The sequence below is a fragment of the Streptomyces sp. NPDC093085 genome (genome assembly GCF_040683935.1).
GTDB lineage: Bacteria > Actinomycetota > Actinomycetes > Streptomycetales > Streptomycetaceae > Streptomyces.
The window spans coordinates 26,295-40,362 of the sequence record NZ_JBFBFB010000001.1 but is presented as its reverse complement, the minus strand read 5'-3'; the positions used below and the strand labels follow the sequence as shown (position 1 = coordinate 40,362).

Here is a 14,068-nt window from a genome sequence, read left to right as displayed (position 1 = left end):
GAGAAATGGCGAGGAGCCGCCAAAACCTGGCCAGCACGGGGAGCGGGCTGACAGGATCGGTCCATGTTCGCCTTTCCGTCCCGTTTCGGCCGGGCCCGCGTCTACCAGGGCGCCGCGGCCGGGCTGGTGGTGCTCGGACTCCTCGTGTGGTGGCTGGCGCCGTTCGGCGCGGTGTCGCCGCAGGGGTCGGTCACCTTCAGCACGGGGGTGACCACCGGGGTCTACCAGCGGTACGGAACGCTGCTCAAGGACGATCTCGCGCACGACCTGCCCCGGGTCTCGGTCGATCTGGTCGACAGCGAGGGGTCCCAGCAGAACCTGGCGCGGGTGGCGACGGGCGAGGCGGACTTCACGATCGCCACCGCCGACGCCGTGGCCAAGTACCGGAGAGACGGCAAGGAGGGCGCGGACGGGCTGCGCGGCTGCGCGCGGCTCTACGACGACTACGTCCATCTCATAGCCGCCAAGAGCGCCAAGGTCGGCTCCGTCGGCGGACTGCGCGGCAAGACGGTGGGGGTGGGCCAGCAGGGGTCCGGGGTCCGGTTGGTGGCCCAGCGCATCATGGAGGCCGCTGGACTCGACCCCGATACGGATGTCACGCCGGTCCCGGCCGGGATCGACACGATGCCCCGGCTGCTGGAGGAGGGGAAGCTGGACGCCTTCTTCTGGTCCGGCGGGCTGCCGACCAACGCCGTAAAGGAGCTGTCCGAGCGCTTCGCCGTGACCCTGGTCCCGCTGGACGCCTCGCTGATCGAGCGGCTGCACGCCTCGGGCGGGGCCGACGCGCGGTACTACCGATCCGCCGAGATACCGGCCGACGCGTACGACCGGATGGGCAACGAGAAGCCCGTGCCGACCGTCGCGGTGGCCAATCTGCTCGTCACCGACGCCCGGATCAAGGACGATCTGGCGGAGGGGTTCACCCGTACGGTGATCAAGAGCCGGGACCGGATCGGCCACGAGGTGCACCCGGCCCAGTTGGTGGATCTGCGGACCGCGATCTACACGGACCCGCTCCAGCTCCACGACGGCGCGCGCCGCTACTACCAGTCCGTCAAGCCGTGACGTACCGGTCCTTCAAGCCCTGGCGTACCGGTACGTCAGGCGCTGAAGGCCCCGCCCTCAGGGCGCCGTTCTCGGCACGCTGAGCGTGACCCGCAGCCCGCGCGGCTCGCTGTGCGTGTACGTGATGGTGCCGCCGCCCGCCGCGAGCAGCGCCCGGCTGATGGAGAGGCCCAGCCCCGAGCCCTTGATGTTCTGGTGCTGACCGCTGCGCCAGAAGCGGTCGCCGATCCGGGAGAGTTCCTCGGCGCTCAGCCCGGGGCCGCTGTCGTCCACGACGATGGTGGAGGTGGTCCCGTTGCGCGCCACCGCGACCGTGACCTCCTCGCCCTCCGGGGTGAACTTGAGGGCGTTGTCGATCACCGCGTCCAGCGCGCTGGAGAGCGCGATCGGATCGGCCCAGCCGGTCACCGCCGCGCGGTGCTCGGTGAGCCGTACCCCCTTCTCCTCGGCGAGCGCCCGCCAGGCCGCGACCCGCTCGGCGGCCACCTCCCCGATGTCGGTGAGCCGCAGATCGGGGGCGGTGTGCTCGGCCAGCGCCAGGTCCAGCAGGTCGTCGAGGACCTGGGCGAGCCGCTTGCCCTCGGTACGTACGGAGGCGATCTCCTCGTTCCCCTCGGGGAGTTCGAGGCTCAGCAGCTCGATCCGGAGCAGCAGCGCCGAGAGCGGGTTGCGCAGTTGGTGGGAGGCGTCGGCGACAAAGGCGCGCTGCTGCTCCAGCACGTCCTCGACGTTGTCGGCCATCTCGTTGAACGAGCCCGCCAGACGGCGCAGTTCGGGTGGTCCGCCGGCGGCGGCGACCCGCGATTTCATCCGCCCGGTGGCGATGTCGTGGGTGACGGCGTCCAGGACCCGTACGGGGCGCAGCACCCACCCGGTGAGCCGGATCGCGGCCCCGACCGCGACGAGCATGGCCACCGCCTCGCCCGCCGCGATGACCAGCCAGCTCCGCAGGGTGCGCGAACGCATCTGGCCGGTCGGCGAGTCGGTCACCACGACCGCCACGACATCCCCGTCCCGTACGACCGGCGAGTCCACGATGAGCCGGCCGTTCTGCCAGGGCCAGACCTGCTCGGGGTCGTCGCTGCGGCGCCCCAGCAGGGCTTCCTGGAAGGACTGGCGGCCCTGGCCCTCGGCCGGGATCCGCCACTTCTCCGGGGCGGTGGCCATGGGGTCGCCGTTGCGGTAGAAGACGCCGACCTTGATCCCGTACACCTGGTGGTAGCGGGTCAGTTCCTCCTCCAGCAGTTCCAGCCGCTCCTGGCCGCCCGCGCCGCCGTCGGGGGCGGTGTGCCCCTCGGAGACGAACTGGGCGAGCGCCGCCACCCGGGCCGCGTCGTCGATCCGGTCGACGACGACGGCCTGCTGTTCGGCGGCGGCGCGGCTGACGGCGAGCGGGAAGCCCAGGGCGAGCAGGACGGCCGCCATGAGGACGATCAGCAGCGGCAGGAGTCGGGTGGTCACGGGGGCGCTACGTCCCCGGCTGCCCGGCCGGTACGACCAGCCGGTAGCCGACCCCCCGTACGGTCTCGATCAGCGCGGGCATGCCGAGCTTGCCGCGCAGCGACGCCACATGGACTTCGAGCGTGCGCCCCATGCCCTCCCACCCCGTGCGCCACACCTCGCTGATGATCTGCTCCCGCGCGAAGACGACGCCGGGGCGCTGGGCGAGCAGGGCCAGCAGGTCGAACTCCTTGCGGGTGAGCTGGACGGCCGTTCCGGCGACCGCGACCCGGCGGGTGGGGAGTTCGAGGGTGAGCGGCCCCAGCCGCTGCGCGGACTCCCCCGGCTGGCCGGGTTCCTCGCCGCTCACGGTGCGCCGGCTGACGGCGTGGATACGGGCGAGGAGCTCCCCGGTGTCGTACGGCTTGACCACGTAGTCGTCGGCCCCGAGGTTGAGTCCGTGGATCCGGGAGCGTACGTCCGCGCGCGCCGTCACCATGATCACCGGGGTCGAGGTGATCTTCCGGATCTTGCCGCAGACCTGGAAGCCGTCCTGGTCGGGCAGGCCGAGGTCGAGCAGGACCACCGCGAAGGGCGGGCCGCCGTTGGCGGGCAGGACGGCCCGCAGGGCCTCCTCGCCGCTGCGGGCATGGACGACCTGGAATCCGTGCTTGGCGAGCACGGCGGACAGGGCGGCGGCGACATGGTCGTCGTCCTCCACGAGCAGCAGCCTCACGGGCCTCCTCTGTTCTGTTACGGAGCGGTCGGGTGCGCGTCCGTCCCCGGGGACGGCGGGGCCCGTCCCCTTCCACGCGCCGTGCGGGCCGTACGGTTCCGGGGGGCATGTCCGCGTACGTACCAGGCATCCACGCCGATCGTCACGTACCAAGTCAAGAGTCTTTCCATTGCGTCCAGGTTTCCGTTACCCACCCGGTACTCCCCGCGCTGCCCACTTCACGCGGAGTGTCCGGTTGCGGCCGGATCGTTATGCTCAATTTCAGCTCAGATGTAATGACGCTGATCGCAGTGCGTGACTAGGGTCCTCCCAACCGAGTGAGGACGGAGCAAAAAGCCGATGAGCGGAGTGTCAGCGACCAAGGACACCGGGAGCGCCGGGCCGGCGACGGGCGACCTGGTCGTACTGAGCAACGTGAACAAGCACTTCGGCGCGCTGCATGTGCTCCAGGACATCGACCTGACCATCGCCCGTGGCGAGGTCGTGGTCGTCATCGGACCCTCGGGGTCCGGCAAGTCCACACTGTGCCGCACCATCAACCGCCTGGAGACGATCGATTCGGGTTCGATCACGATCGACTCCAAGCCGCTGCCCGACGAGGGCAAGGAACTGGCGAGGCTCCGTGCCGATGTGGGCATGGTCTTCCAGTCGTTCAATCTCTTCGCACACAAGACGGTGCTGGAGAACGTCACGCTGGGCCAGCTCAAGGTCCGCAAGACGGAGAAGAAGAAGGCCGAGGCGACCGCCCGCACGCTGCTCGACCGCGTGGGCGTCGGTTCGCAGGCCGACAAGTACCCCGCCCAGCTCTCGGGCGGACAGCAGCAGCGTGTCGCCATCGCGCGGGCGCTGGCGATGAACCCGAAGGTCATGCTCTTCGACGAGCCGACCTCGGCGCTCGACCCCGAGATGATCAATGAAGTGCTCGAAGTCATGCAGCAACTGGCCCGCGACGGTATGACGATGGTCGTCGTCACGCACGAGATGGGCTTCGCCCGCTCCGCCGCGAACCGGGTCGTCTTCATGGCCGACGGCCGGATCATCGAACAGGCCACGCCCGACGAGTTCTTCAGCAACCCGCGCAGCGACCGGGCCAAGGACTTCCTCTCGAAGATCCTGCACCACTGAACCTGAACCGCTGATCACGGCGCCACTGACTCCTCCTAACGGCCAACGGCTCTTCTACGGCTCTACCGCGTTTACGGCTGTACCGCGTTCCGGCAGAACCTGATTCGTTCACGTCTCACCCGAGGGAAGTTCACGTATGAAGCTCCACAAGGCAGGCACGGCCGCGGCCGCCGCCCTGGTCCTCGCCCTGACCGCCACCGCCTGTGGCGGCGACAAGAGCAGCGCCGGTGGCTCCGACAACGGCAAGATCACCATTGGCATCAAGTTCGACCAGCCCGGTCTCGGCCTGAAGAAGCCGGACGGCACCTACGCGGGCTTCGACGTCGACGTCGCCACGTATGTCGCCAAGGAGCTGGGGTACGACGCCAAGGACATCGTCTGGAAAGAGGCGCCCAGCGCCGAGCGCGAGAACCTGATCGCCAACGGCGACGTCAAGTTCGTCGCCGCGACGTACACGATCAACGACGAGCGCAAGAAGAAGGTCGACTTCGCGGGCCCGTACTTCCTCGCCCACCAGGACCTGCTGGTCCGCGCGGACGAGAAGTCCATCACCAAGGCCGAGGACCTGAACACCAAGAAGCTCTGCTCCGTCACGGGCTCCACCTCGGCGCAGAACGTCAAGGACAAGCTGGCCCCCAAGGCCGACCTCCAGGAGTTCGGCGGCTACTCCGAGTGCCTGACCGGTCTGGAGAACAAGGCCGTTGACGCCCTGACCACGGACGACTCCATTCTCGCGGGGTACGCCTCGCAGGCGGAGCACAAGGGCAAGTTCAAGCTCCTGAGCCTCAAGCTCAGCGACGAGCCCTACGGCATCGGCCTCAAGAAGGGCGACACCGAGCTCCAGAAGAAGATCAACGACGCGCTCACCAAGATGGAGTCGGACGGTTCCTGGGAGAAGGCGGTGACCGACAACTTCGGTCCGGCCAACTACAAGAACGAGCCCGCCCCCAAGATCGACGCCACGAGCTGACAGCGGCCACGAGCCGACAGAAGCATTGACGCGCCGCCGGCCGCCCGGCCGGCGGCGCGTTCCGACCAGCAGACCAGGGGAGAGCGCGGGGCATCGTGTTCGACTTTCTTGATTCCGGGCAGTACGACCTGCTCGGCGCCTTCTGGGTGACGGTGCAGCTCACCCTCTATTCCGCAGTGGGTTCCCTGATATGGGGAACGGCGCTGGCCGGGATGCGTGTCAGTCCCGTCCCACTCATGCGTACGTTCGGTACCGCGTACGTCAACTTCGTCCGTAACACCCCGCTGACCGTGGTGCTCGTCGGCTGTTCGCTGGCGCTCGGCCAGACCCTCCAGATCACCCTCGGCGGCGGGGACTTCAAGACCATCGGCTTCCGGCTCGCCGTCCTCGGCCTGGTCGCGTACACCAGCACCTTCGTCTGCGAGTCCCTCCGCGCCGGTATCAACACCGTGCCCGTCGGACAGGCCGAGGCGGCCCGCGCGCTCGGGCTCAGCTTCTTCCAGGTGCTGACGCTGATCGTGCTCCCCCAGGCGTTCCGCTCCGTGGTGGCGCCGCTGGCCAATGTGCTGATCGCGCTGACGAAGAACACCACCGTCGCCGCCGCCATCGGCGTCGCGGAGGCGTCGGCCCTGATGAAGACCATGATCGAGAACGAGACCAGTTCGCTCTTCGCCGTCTTCGCGGTGATCGCGTTCGGCTTCGTCGTTCTCACCCTCCCGACCGGCCTGCTGCTGGGCTGGGTCAGCAAGCGCGTGGCGGTGAAGCGATGAGTGGCACGTCCGTTCTGTACGACGCCCCGGGGCCCCGGGCCAAGCGGCGGAACATCGTCTACACGGTCGTGTTCACGGTGGCCTTCGTGCTCGTCGCCTGGTGGGTACTGGCGGCCATGGCCGAGAAGGACCAGCTCGCCTCCGAGAAGTGGAGCCCGTTCGTCACGGACCCCGCGGTCTGGACGACGTATCTGCTCCCGGGCCTCGGCGAGACCCTGAAGGCCGCGGCGCTCTCCATCCTGATCGCCCTGCCGTTCGGCGCGCTCCTCGGGGTCGGCCGGCTCTCCGACCACGCGTGGGTACGGATCCCGGTCGGCGCGGTGGTGGAGTTCCTCCGCTCCATCCCGGTCCTGATCATGATGGTCTTCGCCTCCGCGCTGTATGTGACCTTCAGCAGCGTCTCGTCGGACATCCGACCGCTGTACGCCGTGATCACCGGCCTGGTGCTGTACAACTCCTCGGTCATCGCCGAGATCGTCCGGGCCGGCGTCCTCACCCTGCCCCGGGGCCAGACCGACGCCGCCAAGGCGATCGGCATGCGCAAGGGCCAGACCATGGCGTACGTGCTGCTGCCGCAGTCCGTGACCGCGATGCTGCCCGCCCTGGTGAGCCAGCTCGTGGTGGTCGTCAAGGACACGGCGCTCGGCGGCGCGATGCTCGGCTTCTCCGAACTCCTCGCCCAGAACCGTGCGATCACCGCCAACTACGGCGCCAACACCATCGCCACGCTCGTCGTCATCGCCCTGCTCTACATCGCGCTCAACGCCGCGCTCACCGCCTTCGCGAGCTGGCTGGAACGACGGCTGCGGCGCGGCAAGAAGAGCACCGGGGAGGTCCTCGGCGCCGGTGAGCCCCATCTCGCCTACGGACCGGGGCACACCATGGACGGTGGCAACAACTCCGCCTGAGACGGAAGTGGCAGGGGGTGTGCGCGCCACTCAGCCCGTCGCTTGACGCGGGCACCCCCAGTAGGTTGCATACGTTCTGTGATCGCACACCGGGCTCCTGCCCTTGACCGTATGACCGCACGGGCCCGGAGGGGCGCACCGTGGATCCGGTGATCGTCGTCGGCGCGGGCCCGGTCGGGCTCGCGCTCTCGCTGGCCCTCGCCGCGCAGGGGGTCCCCTCCGTGGTGCTGGACGAGTCCACCGGCGCCGACGAGCCGCGCCCCGCGCGGACCGCCGTGCTCCGGCCGGACACGGCCGCGCTGCTGACCCGGCTCGGCTGCACCACCCTGGGTGACGAGGGGGTCCGGTGGGCCGGGTGGCGTCTGATGAGGCGGAAGCAGCTCGTCCGGGAGCTGCCGCTCGGCACCGCCGGGGAGGGCGGCGCCCCGGCCCCGCTCCACATCCCGCAGCACGCCCTGTCGCGCGGGCTGCGCGCCGCCATCGCCGAGGAAGAGCTGATCCAGGTCGTCACCGGCAGCCGCCTCGACGCGCTGGAGCAGGACGGCCACGGGATCACCGCACACACCCGGGGCCCCGGGGCGACCTGGTGGCGCGGCAGCCATCTGGTGGGGTGCGACGGGGCCCGCTCCACGGTGCGCAAACTCCTCGGCATCCGCTTCACGGGGCGTACGGCGGTGGAGCGCCACGCGGTCGCCGCGCTCCGCGCCGAGCTGCCCTGGCCGGGCGAGGCGCTGCTGCACCGCAGGCCGCCGTGGCAGGGCGGCGGCGAGGAGATCTCCGCCAGGCCGCTCGCGGGCGGCGCCTGGCGGATCGACTGGCTGCTGCCGGCCCGGGGCGAGTTGGTGACCCCCGACGCGCTGGTGGCGCGTTTACGGGACACCCTGGCCGGCTGGTGCGGCGAGACGCCGCCGTACGAACTCCTCGACACCGGTGTGTACACGCTGCACCACCGGCTCGCCCGGCGGTGGCGCGCGGGCCGCGCCTTTCTCGCCGGGGACGCCGCGCATCTGCTGGGCGCCGTCGGCACCCAGGGGCTCGACGAGGGGGTGCGGGACATCGGCAACCTCGCCTGGAAACTGGCCGAGGACTGGCACCGGGGCGCGTCGGAGACCCTGCTCGACAGTTACCAGGCGGAGCGCCGTACCGCCGTGGCCGCCCGGCTCCGCGCGGCCGACCAGTCGCTGCCGATACTGCGGGGCGGCGGCGGGCTCCGTACGTACATGCCGGGCGCGACCCGGGGCCATGACACGCTGCTCGCCGACGGGCACCTGGGGAACGGTCCGCTGGGCGCGCCGCCCGGCTATCCGCACTCCCCGCTCGCGCCCCCGCCCGCCGCCTCGCAGACGGCGGTGGGCACCCGGCCCGGCGCGCTGGTGGACGACGTACGGGTGACGGCGCCGGACGGCACGACGACCCGGCTGGGCGCCCGGCTGGGCCGGGGCCGGCTGCTGGTGGTCCTGGTCGCGCCGGGCACCGGGGTCTGGGACCGGCGGCACTGGCTGACCGCCGGGGTGATGCCGCGGCTGGCGGAGGCGGTGGCGGCGCTGCCGGTACGGTCGGAGCTGCTGGTCACGGAGGCGTATCCGGGCGCGTCCGCCCACAGTGTGCTGCTGGTACGGCCGGACGGGCACCTGGTGACGGCCTTCGGCGGGGTGCGCCCTGCCGACCTGTACGCGGCGGCGGACGCGGTACGGGGCGGGGCGCCGCAGGCGGCCCTGGGGCCCGGCGGAGGGGCGGACGGCGGGGCGTCCCCGGGCGGCGCCGGGGCGCCGGGCGGCGGGGATCCGCCGGCGGCGCACACCGTTCCCCGGCCGAACGCTCCCGCGAGCCCGGACCGCATCGCGAACATCAATTGACCGCCACGGGCTCACATGGTGTACTCCGGAGCGTGACCGACACCGATGTGCGCCTGTGGCGGAGGGTCCATATGGACCTCGTCCGCTATGCGGGCTGCGTGTGTCGTCCGTCCTGTTGATCCGCCGCTTCCCGACCCCGCGCCCGACGTCTCGCACCGTCGGCGGCGCACTCTCGCGAGCCTCACAGGACGGTCACCATGTCTCTTCTTCCCGCGCCCGTATCCACGTCCGTACGTACGGACGCCGCCCCGGAGCCCCTTGCGGCGCCCGCGCCGGAGCCCGCGTCGGCGTCCGCCCCCGGCGCCGGCACCGGTCCCACCCCCGCCGAGCTGCTGGCCTTCGTCCGGGAGACCGCCGCCGACCGGGCGCTGGTCGCCTCCCTGCCGCTGGATCCCGAGGGCCGTACGTGGGTACGGCTGGCGGGCCCCGGGGGCAGTGAGGCCTGGCTGATCGGCTGGCCGCCGGGCACCGGCACCGGCTGGCACGACCACGGCGGCTCGCACGGCGCGTTCGCCACGGCGGCGGGGGCGCTCCGGGAGGACTCGCTGGCGGCGCGGCTGCCCACGGAGGGGTGGCGGACGCTGGAGCTGGCCGAGGGCGTCGACCGCACGCGCCAGGTGGCGGCGGGTGAGGGGCGGGCCTTCGGCAGGCACCATGTGCACGAGGTCCGCAACGAGTCGGCCGGCACGCACGCCGTGTCCGTCCACGCGTACTACCCGCCGCTGCCGCTGATGCGCCGCTACAGCCGCACGGACCAGGTGCTCCGTCTCGAACAGGTCGAGCGTCCCGAGGAGTGGCAGTGAGCGAGCCGGTGAGCGCTGGGGGTCCGGCGAGTGCCGTGGGCGCCGTGGGCCCTGCGGGCCATGCGGGCCCGGTGGGCATAGACGAGCTGCTGGAACGGGTCCGCGCCGGGCTGGACCGGCTGGCGCCCCGGGCGGCGTTCGATGCGGCGGCGTCGGAGGGCGCGCTGCTGGTGGACATCCGGTACGCGGCGCTGCGCGAGCGCGACGGGCTGATCCCGGGCGCGCTGGTCGTGGAGCGCAACGAGCTGGAGTGGCGGCTCGATCCCCGGGGCAGCCACCGCGCCCCGGAGGCCACCGGGCACGATCTGCTGGTCGTGGTGGTCTGCAACGAGGGGTACGCGTCCAGCCTCGCCGCTGCCTCCCTGCGCCAGTTGGGTCTGCACCGCGCGACGGACCTCGTCGGCGGCTTCCAGGCCTGGCGCGCGGAGGGCCTTCCCGTCACCCGCTGAGCACCCGTACACCCGTACACCCGTAGGTCCGTGCGCTTGTACGGCCGGTGCGCCTGTACGTACGCAGAGGGCCGCGCGGCCGGTACGAACGTTGTCCGCCCCCTCCTGTCCCTCCCGAGCGGCAGGGCAGGGGGCGGCTCCGCGCCGCGAGGCCGGGGAGGGCCGGGGCCGGGAGGGGCCGCCGCTATCCGTTCTCGTCCAGCCCCTCGGTGTCCTCCCCCTCCTCCGCCAGCGCCTGCCGGACGACCCGGAGCGCCATGCCCTCCGGATACCCCTTGCGCGCCAGCATCCCGGCGAGCCTGCGCACCCGCTTGTCCCGCTCCAGGCCACGGGTGGCGCGGAGTTTGCGGGCGACCAGTTCGCGGGCGGTCTCCTCCTCGCGCTCGGAGTCGAGCTGCCCGACCGCCTCGTCGATCAGGGCGGGCTCGACCCCCTTGGTCCGCAGCTCCCGCGCGAGGGCGCGCCGGGCCAGACCTCGGCCGTGGTGGCGCGACTCGACCCAGGCGCCGGCGAACGCCGCGTCGTCGATCAGCCGCAGCTCCTCGAAGCGGGAGAGCACCTCCACGGCGATCTCCTCCGGGATCTCCCGCTTCTCCAGCGCGTCCGCGAGCTGCTTCCTGGTGCGCGGGGCGCCGGTGAGCAGGCGCAGACAGATCGCCCGCGCCCGTTCGGCCGGGTCCTGGGGCGGCAGCTCCTGCCCGGCCCTCGACGGGTCGGAGCTGCCGCCCGGCCTTTCGGTCCGCCGCCTCTTCTCATACGGCACGGCGCGGACTAGCTCTTGGCCGCTGCCGACTTGGCCGACCTGGCCTTGGCGGCCGGCTTTGCCGACGCGCCCGCGGCGGGCGCGCCCCCGGCCGGATCACCCCCGGCGGGATCACCCGCGGCATCCGCCCCCGGCTCGGCCGTCGGCGCCTGCGGCTGTGCCCCGACCCCCAGCTTCTCCAGGATCTTCTTCTCGATCTCATTGGCGAGATCGGGGTTGTCCTTGAGGAAGTTGCGGGAGTTCTCCTTGCCCTGGCCGAGCTGGTCGCCCTCGTACGTGTACCAGGCGCCGGCCTTGCGGACGAAGCCGTGCTCCACGCCCATGTCGATCAGCCCGCCCTCGCGGCTGATGCCCTGGCCGTAGAGGATGTCGAACTCGGCCTGCTTGAAGGGCGGCGAGACCTTGTTCTTGACGACCTTGACGCGGGTGCGGTTGCCGACCGCCTCGGTGCCGTCCTTCAGGGTCTCGATACGGCGGATGTCGAGCCGGACCGAGGCGTAGAACTTGAGCGCCCGGCCACCGGTCGTGGTCTCCGGGGAGCCGAACATCACACCGATCTTCTCGCGGAGCTGGTTGATGAAGATCGCGGTGGTCTTCGACTGGTTGAGCGCGCTGGTGATCTTCCGGAGCGCCTGGCTCATCAGCCGCGCCTGGAGGCCGACGTGCGAGTCGCCCATCTCGCCCTCGATCTCCGCGCGGGGCACGAGCGCGGCGACGGAGTCGATGACGATGAGGTCGAGCGCGCCGGAGCGGACCAGCATGTCCACGATTTCGAGGGCCTGCTCGCCGTTGTCGGGCTGGGAGAGGAGCAGGTTGTCGACATCGACGCCGAGCTTCCGCGCGTACTCGGGGTCGAGGGCGTGCTCGGCGTCCACGAAGGCCACCGCGCCGCCCGCCCGCTGGGCGTTCGCCACCGCGTGCAGGGTCAGCGTGGTCTTTCCGGAGGACTCGGGACCGTAGACCTCCACCACACGGCCGCGGGGCAGCCCGCCGACGCCGAGCGCGACGTCGAGCGCGGTCGATCCGGTGGGGATGACCTCGACGGGCTCCTTCGACCGGTCCCCCATGCGCATCACTGCGCCCTTGCCGAATTGCCGTTCAATCTGTGCGAGCGCGGCGTCGAGCGCCTTCTCGCGGTCGGTTCCTGCCATGGGTTCCACCCGATTTGCTTGAGTCGATCGCTTCACGTCGAAGACGCTATCCCCTGCCACTGACAACGCGTCCCCGACGCCTCCCCGCCTGTGGACAAACCGGCCGGGGGCTGTCCGCCACGCGCCGCCCCCGTCACGCCATCACAGGACGGTGCCGTCCGGACCGGGGAAACACCGGCGGCGTTCCCATAAGAATGGATGTTCGATTTCCCTGTCAAGCATCCCCGCCGGGGCGCACCAGCCGCCGCAGGCGCTCGGGCAGCGGGCTGCCCCTGCGGGCCGGGCGGGCGCCCGCGCGGGGGGCGTCCATGACGTCGTACCGCTTCACGTACGCGCCGAGGAACGCCTGGAGCGTCGCGACGGCCGGGATGGCGATCAGCGCGCCGACGGCACCCAGCAGCGCCGTCCCGGCGATGACGGAGCCGAAGGCCACCGCCGGGTGGATGTCCACGGAGCGCGCGGTCAGCTTGGGTTGCAGCATGTAGTTCTCGAACTGCTGGTAGACCACCACGAACGCGAGCACCCAGAGCGCGTACCAGGGGTCCACGGTGAAGCCGATCAGCATCGGCAGCGCGCCCGCCAGATAGGTGCCGATGGTCGGGATGAACTGGGAGACCAGCCCCACCCACACCGCGAGCGCCGGCGCGTACGGGACGCCCAGGAACTCCAGCATGACGTAGTGCGCGACACCGGAGATGAGCGCCATCAGTCCGCGCGAGTAGAGATAGCCGCCGGTCTTCTCGGCCGCGATCTCCCAGGCGCGCAGCACCTCGGCCTGGCGGGCGGGCGGCAGGACGGAGCAGAGGCCGCGGCGGAGCCGGGGGCCGTCGGCGGCGAAGTAGAAGGAGAACAGGAAGATCGTCAGCAGCCGGAAGAGTCCGCCCAGCACGGTGGTGGAGATGTCGAGAACACCGCTCGCGCTGTTCTGCACGTACTTCTGGAGCCAGTCGGAGTGGAGCAGACTGTCCTGGACGGCGACCCGTGACAGCTCGGTGTGGAACGTCAGGTTGATCCACTTGATCACCGAGTCGAGGTACTGCGGGAAGGAGTCGACGATGCCCACGATCTGGCCCGCCAGCATGGAGCCGAGCATCACCACGAAGCCGGCGCTCGCTGCCAGCACGACGAAGAAGACGAGGAAGGTGGCGAGTCCGCGCCGCATGCCGCGCTCGGCCATCCGGCCGACCGTGGGCTCCACCGCCAGCGCCAGGAAGAAGGCGATCAGCACATTGGTCAGCAGTCCGATGAGCTGATGGAACGCCCAGGTGCCGAGCTGGAAGCAGGTGATGAGACCCAGCGCGAGGAGCATGGCGCGCGGCAGCCACCGGGGCATCCGGTCACGACCGCTGTCCCCGGCGTCCCCCCGGGTGTCCCCGGCACTCCCACTGTCCCGGGCACTCCCGCTGTCCGCCGCACTCCCTCCGGCCCCGGCACTCCCGCTGTCCGCCGCACTCCCTCCGGCCCCGGCACTCCCGCTGTCCCGAGCACTCCCGGCGTCCCCGGCACTCCCGCCGGCCCCGCCCTCACCGGCGTCCGGGCGTGGCAGCGGCCCCGTCGGCGCCGCCGGGGACGCCGTGTGCGGGGCCCGCGCGGGGTCGTCCCCTACGGGGACGGGGGGTTGCTCGTCCGATGCGATGTCGTCGTTCACTGCCACGGGGCCAGTCTGGACCACGGCGCCGGCACCCGGCCCCGGGGTCCGCCGTTCCCGCACCGGTTCCGGCCGCGCGGCGGGCCGCGACCGGCCGACGGCGCGTCAACCGGTACGACGGTGCGTCAACCGGTACGTCAGCGGCGCTCCGCGGGGACCTCCATGGCCTCGCAGACTGCCCGCCAGACGTCCTTGGCCTCCCAGCCCGCGGCCAGCGCCTCGTGCACCGTACGTCCGCCCAGTTCGGCCATCACATGGTCCCGGGCGAAGGAATCGGCGTAGGCGGCGCCGAAGTGGTCCGCCATCCGCTCCCAGAAAATCGTCAGCCGCATGTGTCCAGTATCCCGGCATCGCGCCGAACCCCGTCACGTCCCGCCGCGCCGG

14 protein-coding genes and 1 pseudogene are annotated in these 14,068 nt (G+C 71.5%); 9 read left to right on the top strand and 6 right to left on the bottom strand.

Annotated elements, in window-relative coordinates; translation table 11 throughout:
• Positions 1-63: 63 nt before the first annotated feature.
• The gene (locus tag AB0O07_RS00160) at positions 64-1,065 is read left to right on the top strand and encodes a TAXI family TRAP transporter solute-binding subunit (RefSeq protein WP_365624388.1); all 1,002 of its coding nucleotides are present in this window, start codon (positions 64-66) and stop codon (positions 1,063-1,065) included.
• Positions 1,066-1,122: 57 nt separating this feature from the next.
• Here AB0O07_RS00160 and AB0O07_RS00155 read toward each other — a convergent pair whose 3' ends face one another.
• Both AB0O07_RS00155 and AB0O07_RS00150 read right to left on the bottom strand, forming a co-directional pair.
• On the bottom strand, positions 1,123-2,526 hold the full coding sequence (locus tag AB0O07_RS00155; RefSeq protein WP_365624385.1) for a HAMP domain-containing sensor histidine kinase: 1,404 nt from the start codon (positions 2,524-2,526) through the stop codon (positions 1,123-1,125).
• A 7-nt stretch (positions 2,527-2,533) separates the two neighbouring features.
• Positions 2,534-3,241 carry a response regulator transcription factor gene (locus tag AB0O07_RS00150; RefSeq protein ID WP_365624382.1) on the bottom strand — a complete coding sequence of 236 codons (708 nt, stop codon included), beginning with the start codon at positions 3,239-3,241 and terminating at the stop codon, positions 2,534-2,536.
• Positions 3,242-3,580: 339 nt separating this feature from the next.
• Between AB0O07_RS00150 and AB0O07_RS00145 the strand changes: the two genes are divergently transcribed.
• The 8 genes from AB0O07_RS00145 to AB0O07_RS00110 all read left to right on the top strand — a co-directional run bounded on the left by AB0O07_RS00145 (position 3,581) and on the right by AB0O07_RS00110 (position 10,122).
• Positions 3,581-4,366, top strand: a complete 786-nt coding sequence (locus AB0O07_RS00145; RefSeq protein WP_365624379.1) for an amino acid ABC transporter ATP-binding protein — start codon at positions 3,581-3,583, stop codon at positions 4,364-4,366.
• A 136-nt stretch (positions 4,367-4,502) separates the two neighbouring features.
• Positions 4,503-5,336, top strand: coding sequence for a glutamate ABC transporter substrate-binding protein (locus AB0O07_RS00140; RefSeq protein WP_365624376.1), 834 nt, complete (start codon positions 4,503-4,505; stop codon positions 5,334-5,336).
• A gap of 95 nt (positions 5,337-5,431) precedes the next feature.
• Positions 5,432-6,106, top strand: a complete 675-nt coding sequence (locus AB0O07_RS00135; protein WP_365624374.1) for an amino acid ABC transporter permease — start codon at positions 5,432-5,434, stop codon at positions 6,104-6,106.
• Positions 6,103-7,014 carry an amino acid ABC transporter permease gene (locus AB0O07_RS00130; protein ID WP_365624371.1) on the top strand — a complete coding sequence of 304 codons (912 nt, stop codon included), beginning with the start codon at positions 6,103-6,105 and terminating at the stop codon, positions 7,012-7,014. Before AB0O07_RS00135 ends, AB0O07_RS00130 begins: the two co-directional genes overlap by 4 nt.
• Positions 7,015-7,154: 140 nt before the next feature.
• Complete coding sequence (locus AB0O07_RS00125) at positions 7,155-8,870, top strand: FAD-dependent monooxygenase (protein WP_365624368.1); 1,716 nt, start codon at positions 7,155-7,157, stop codon at positions 8,868-8,870.
• Positions 8,871-8,902: 32 nt separating this feature from the next.
• On the top strand, positions 8,903-8,989 hold the full coding sequence (locus tag AB0O07_RS00120) for a putative leader peptide (RefSeq protein WP_311605579.1): 87 nt from the start codon (positions 8,903-8,905) through the stop codon (positions 8,987-8,989).
• A gap of 78 nt (positions 8,990-9,067) precedes the next feature.
• Positions 9,068-9,673, top strand: coding sequence for a cysteine dioxygenase (locus AB0O07_RS00115; protein ID WP_365624365.1), 606 nt, complete (start codon positions 9,068-9,070; stop codon positions 9,671-9,673).
• 35 nt (positions 9,674-9,708) lie between these two features.
• A complete protein-coding gene (locus tag AB0O07_RS00110) occupies positions 9,709-10,122 on the top strand; it encodes a rhodanese-like domain-containing protein (protein WP_365627807.1) in 414 nt (137 codons plus the stop codon).
• A 184-nt stretch (positions 10,123-10,306) separates the two neighbouring features.
• On the opposite strand, the pseudogene recX reads toward AB0O07_RS00110, so the two are convergent.
• From recX to AB0O07_RS00090, 4 genes and pseudogenes are all read right to left on the bottom strand, one after another.
• Positions 10,307-10,942, bottom strand: a pseudogene (recX, locus tag AB0O07_RS00105) (recombination regulator RecX); the annotation flags it as partial.
• Positions 10,894-12,036 carry a recombinase RecA gene (gene recA / locus AB0O07_RS00100; RefSeq protein WP_365624362.1) on the bottom strand — a complete coding sequence of 381 codons (1,143 nt, stop codon included), beginning with the start codon at positions 12,034-12,036 and terminating at the stop codon, positions 10,894-10,896. The pseudogene recX and the gene recA, both read right to left, overlap by 49 nt.
• A gap of 214 nt (positions 12,037-12,250) precedes the next feature.
• Entirely contained in the window at positions 12,251-13,369 is a 1,119-nt protein-coding gene (locus AB0O07_RS00095) for an AI-2E family transporter (RefSeq protein ID WP_365624359.1), read from the bottom strand.
• A gap of 452 nt (positions 13,370-13,821) precedes the next feature.
• Positions 13,822-14,016, bottom strand: a complete 195-nt coding sequence (locus AB0O07_RS00090; protein ID WP_365624356.1) for a DUF3046 domain-containing protein — start codon at positions 14,014-14,016, stop codon at positions 13,822-13,824.
• Between the last annotated feature and the right edge of the window lie 52 nt (positions 14,017-14,068).

What these genes read in the sequence shown, in the direction of transcription:
- AB0O07_RS00160 (WP_365624388.1), top strand. Translation starts at nt 64, where the DNA reads ATGTTCGCCTTTCCGTCCCGTTTCGGCCGGGCCCGCGTCTACCAGGGC.
- AB0O07_RS00145 (WP_365624379.1), top strand. Translation starts at nt 3,581, where the DNA reads ATGAGCGGAGTGTCAGCGACCAAGGACACCGGGAGCGCCGGGCCGGCG.
- AB0O07_RS00140 (WP_365624376.1), top strand. Translation starts at nt 4,503, where the DNA reads ATGAAGCTCCACAAGGCAGGCACGGCCGCGGCCGCCGCCCTGGTCCTC.
- AB0O07_RS00130 (WP_365624371.1), top strand. Translation starts at nt 6,103, where the DNA reads ATGAGTGGCACGTCCGTTCTGTACGACGCCCCGGGGCCCCGGGCCAAG.
- AB0O07_RS00115 (WP_365624365.1), top strand. Translation starts at nt 9,068, where the DNA reads ATGTCTCTTCTTCCCGCGCCCGTATCCACGTCCGTACGTACGGACGCC.
- recA (WP_365624362.1), bottom strand. Translation starts at nt 12,036, where the DNA reads ATGGCAGGAACCGACCGCGAGAAGGCGCTCGACGCCGCGCTCGCACAG.
- AB0O07_RS00095 (WP_365624359.1), bottom strand. Translation starts at nt 13,369, where the DNA reads ATGCCCCGGTGGCTGCCGCGCGCCATGCTCCTCGCGCTGGGTCTCATC.
- AB0O07_RS00090 (WP_365624356.1), bottom strand. Translation starts at nt 14,016, where the DNA reads ATGCGGCTGACGATTTTCTGGGAGCGGATGGCGGACCACTTCGGCGCC.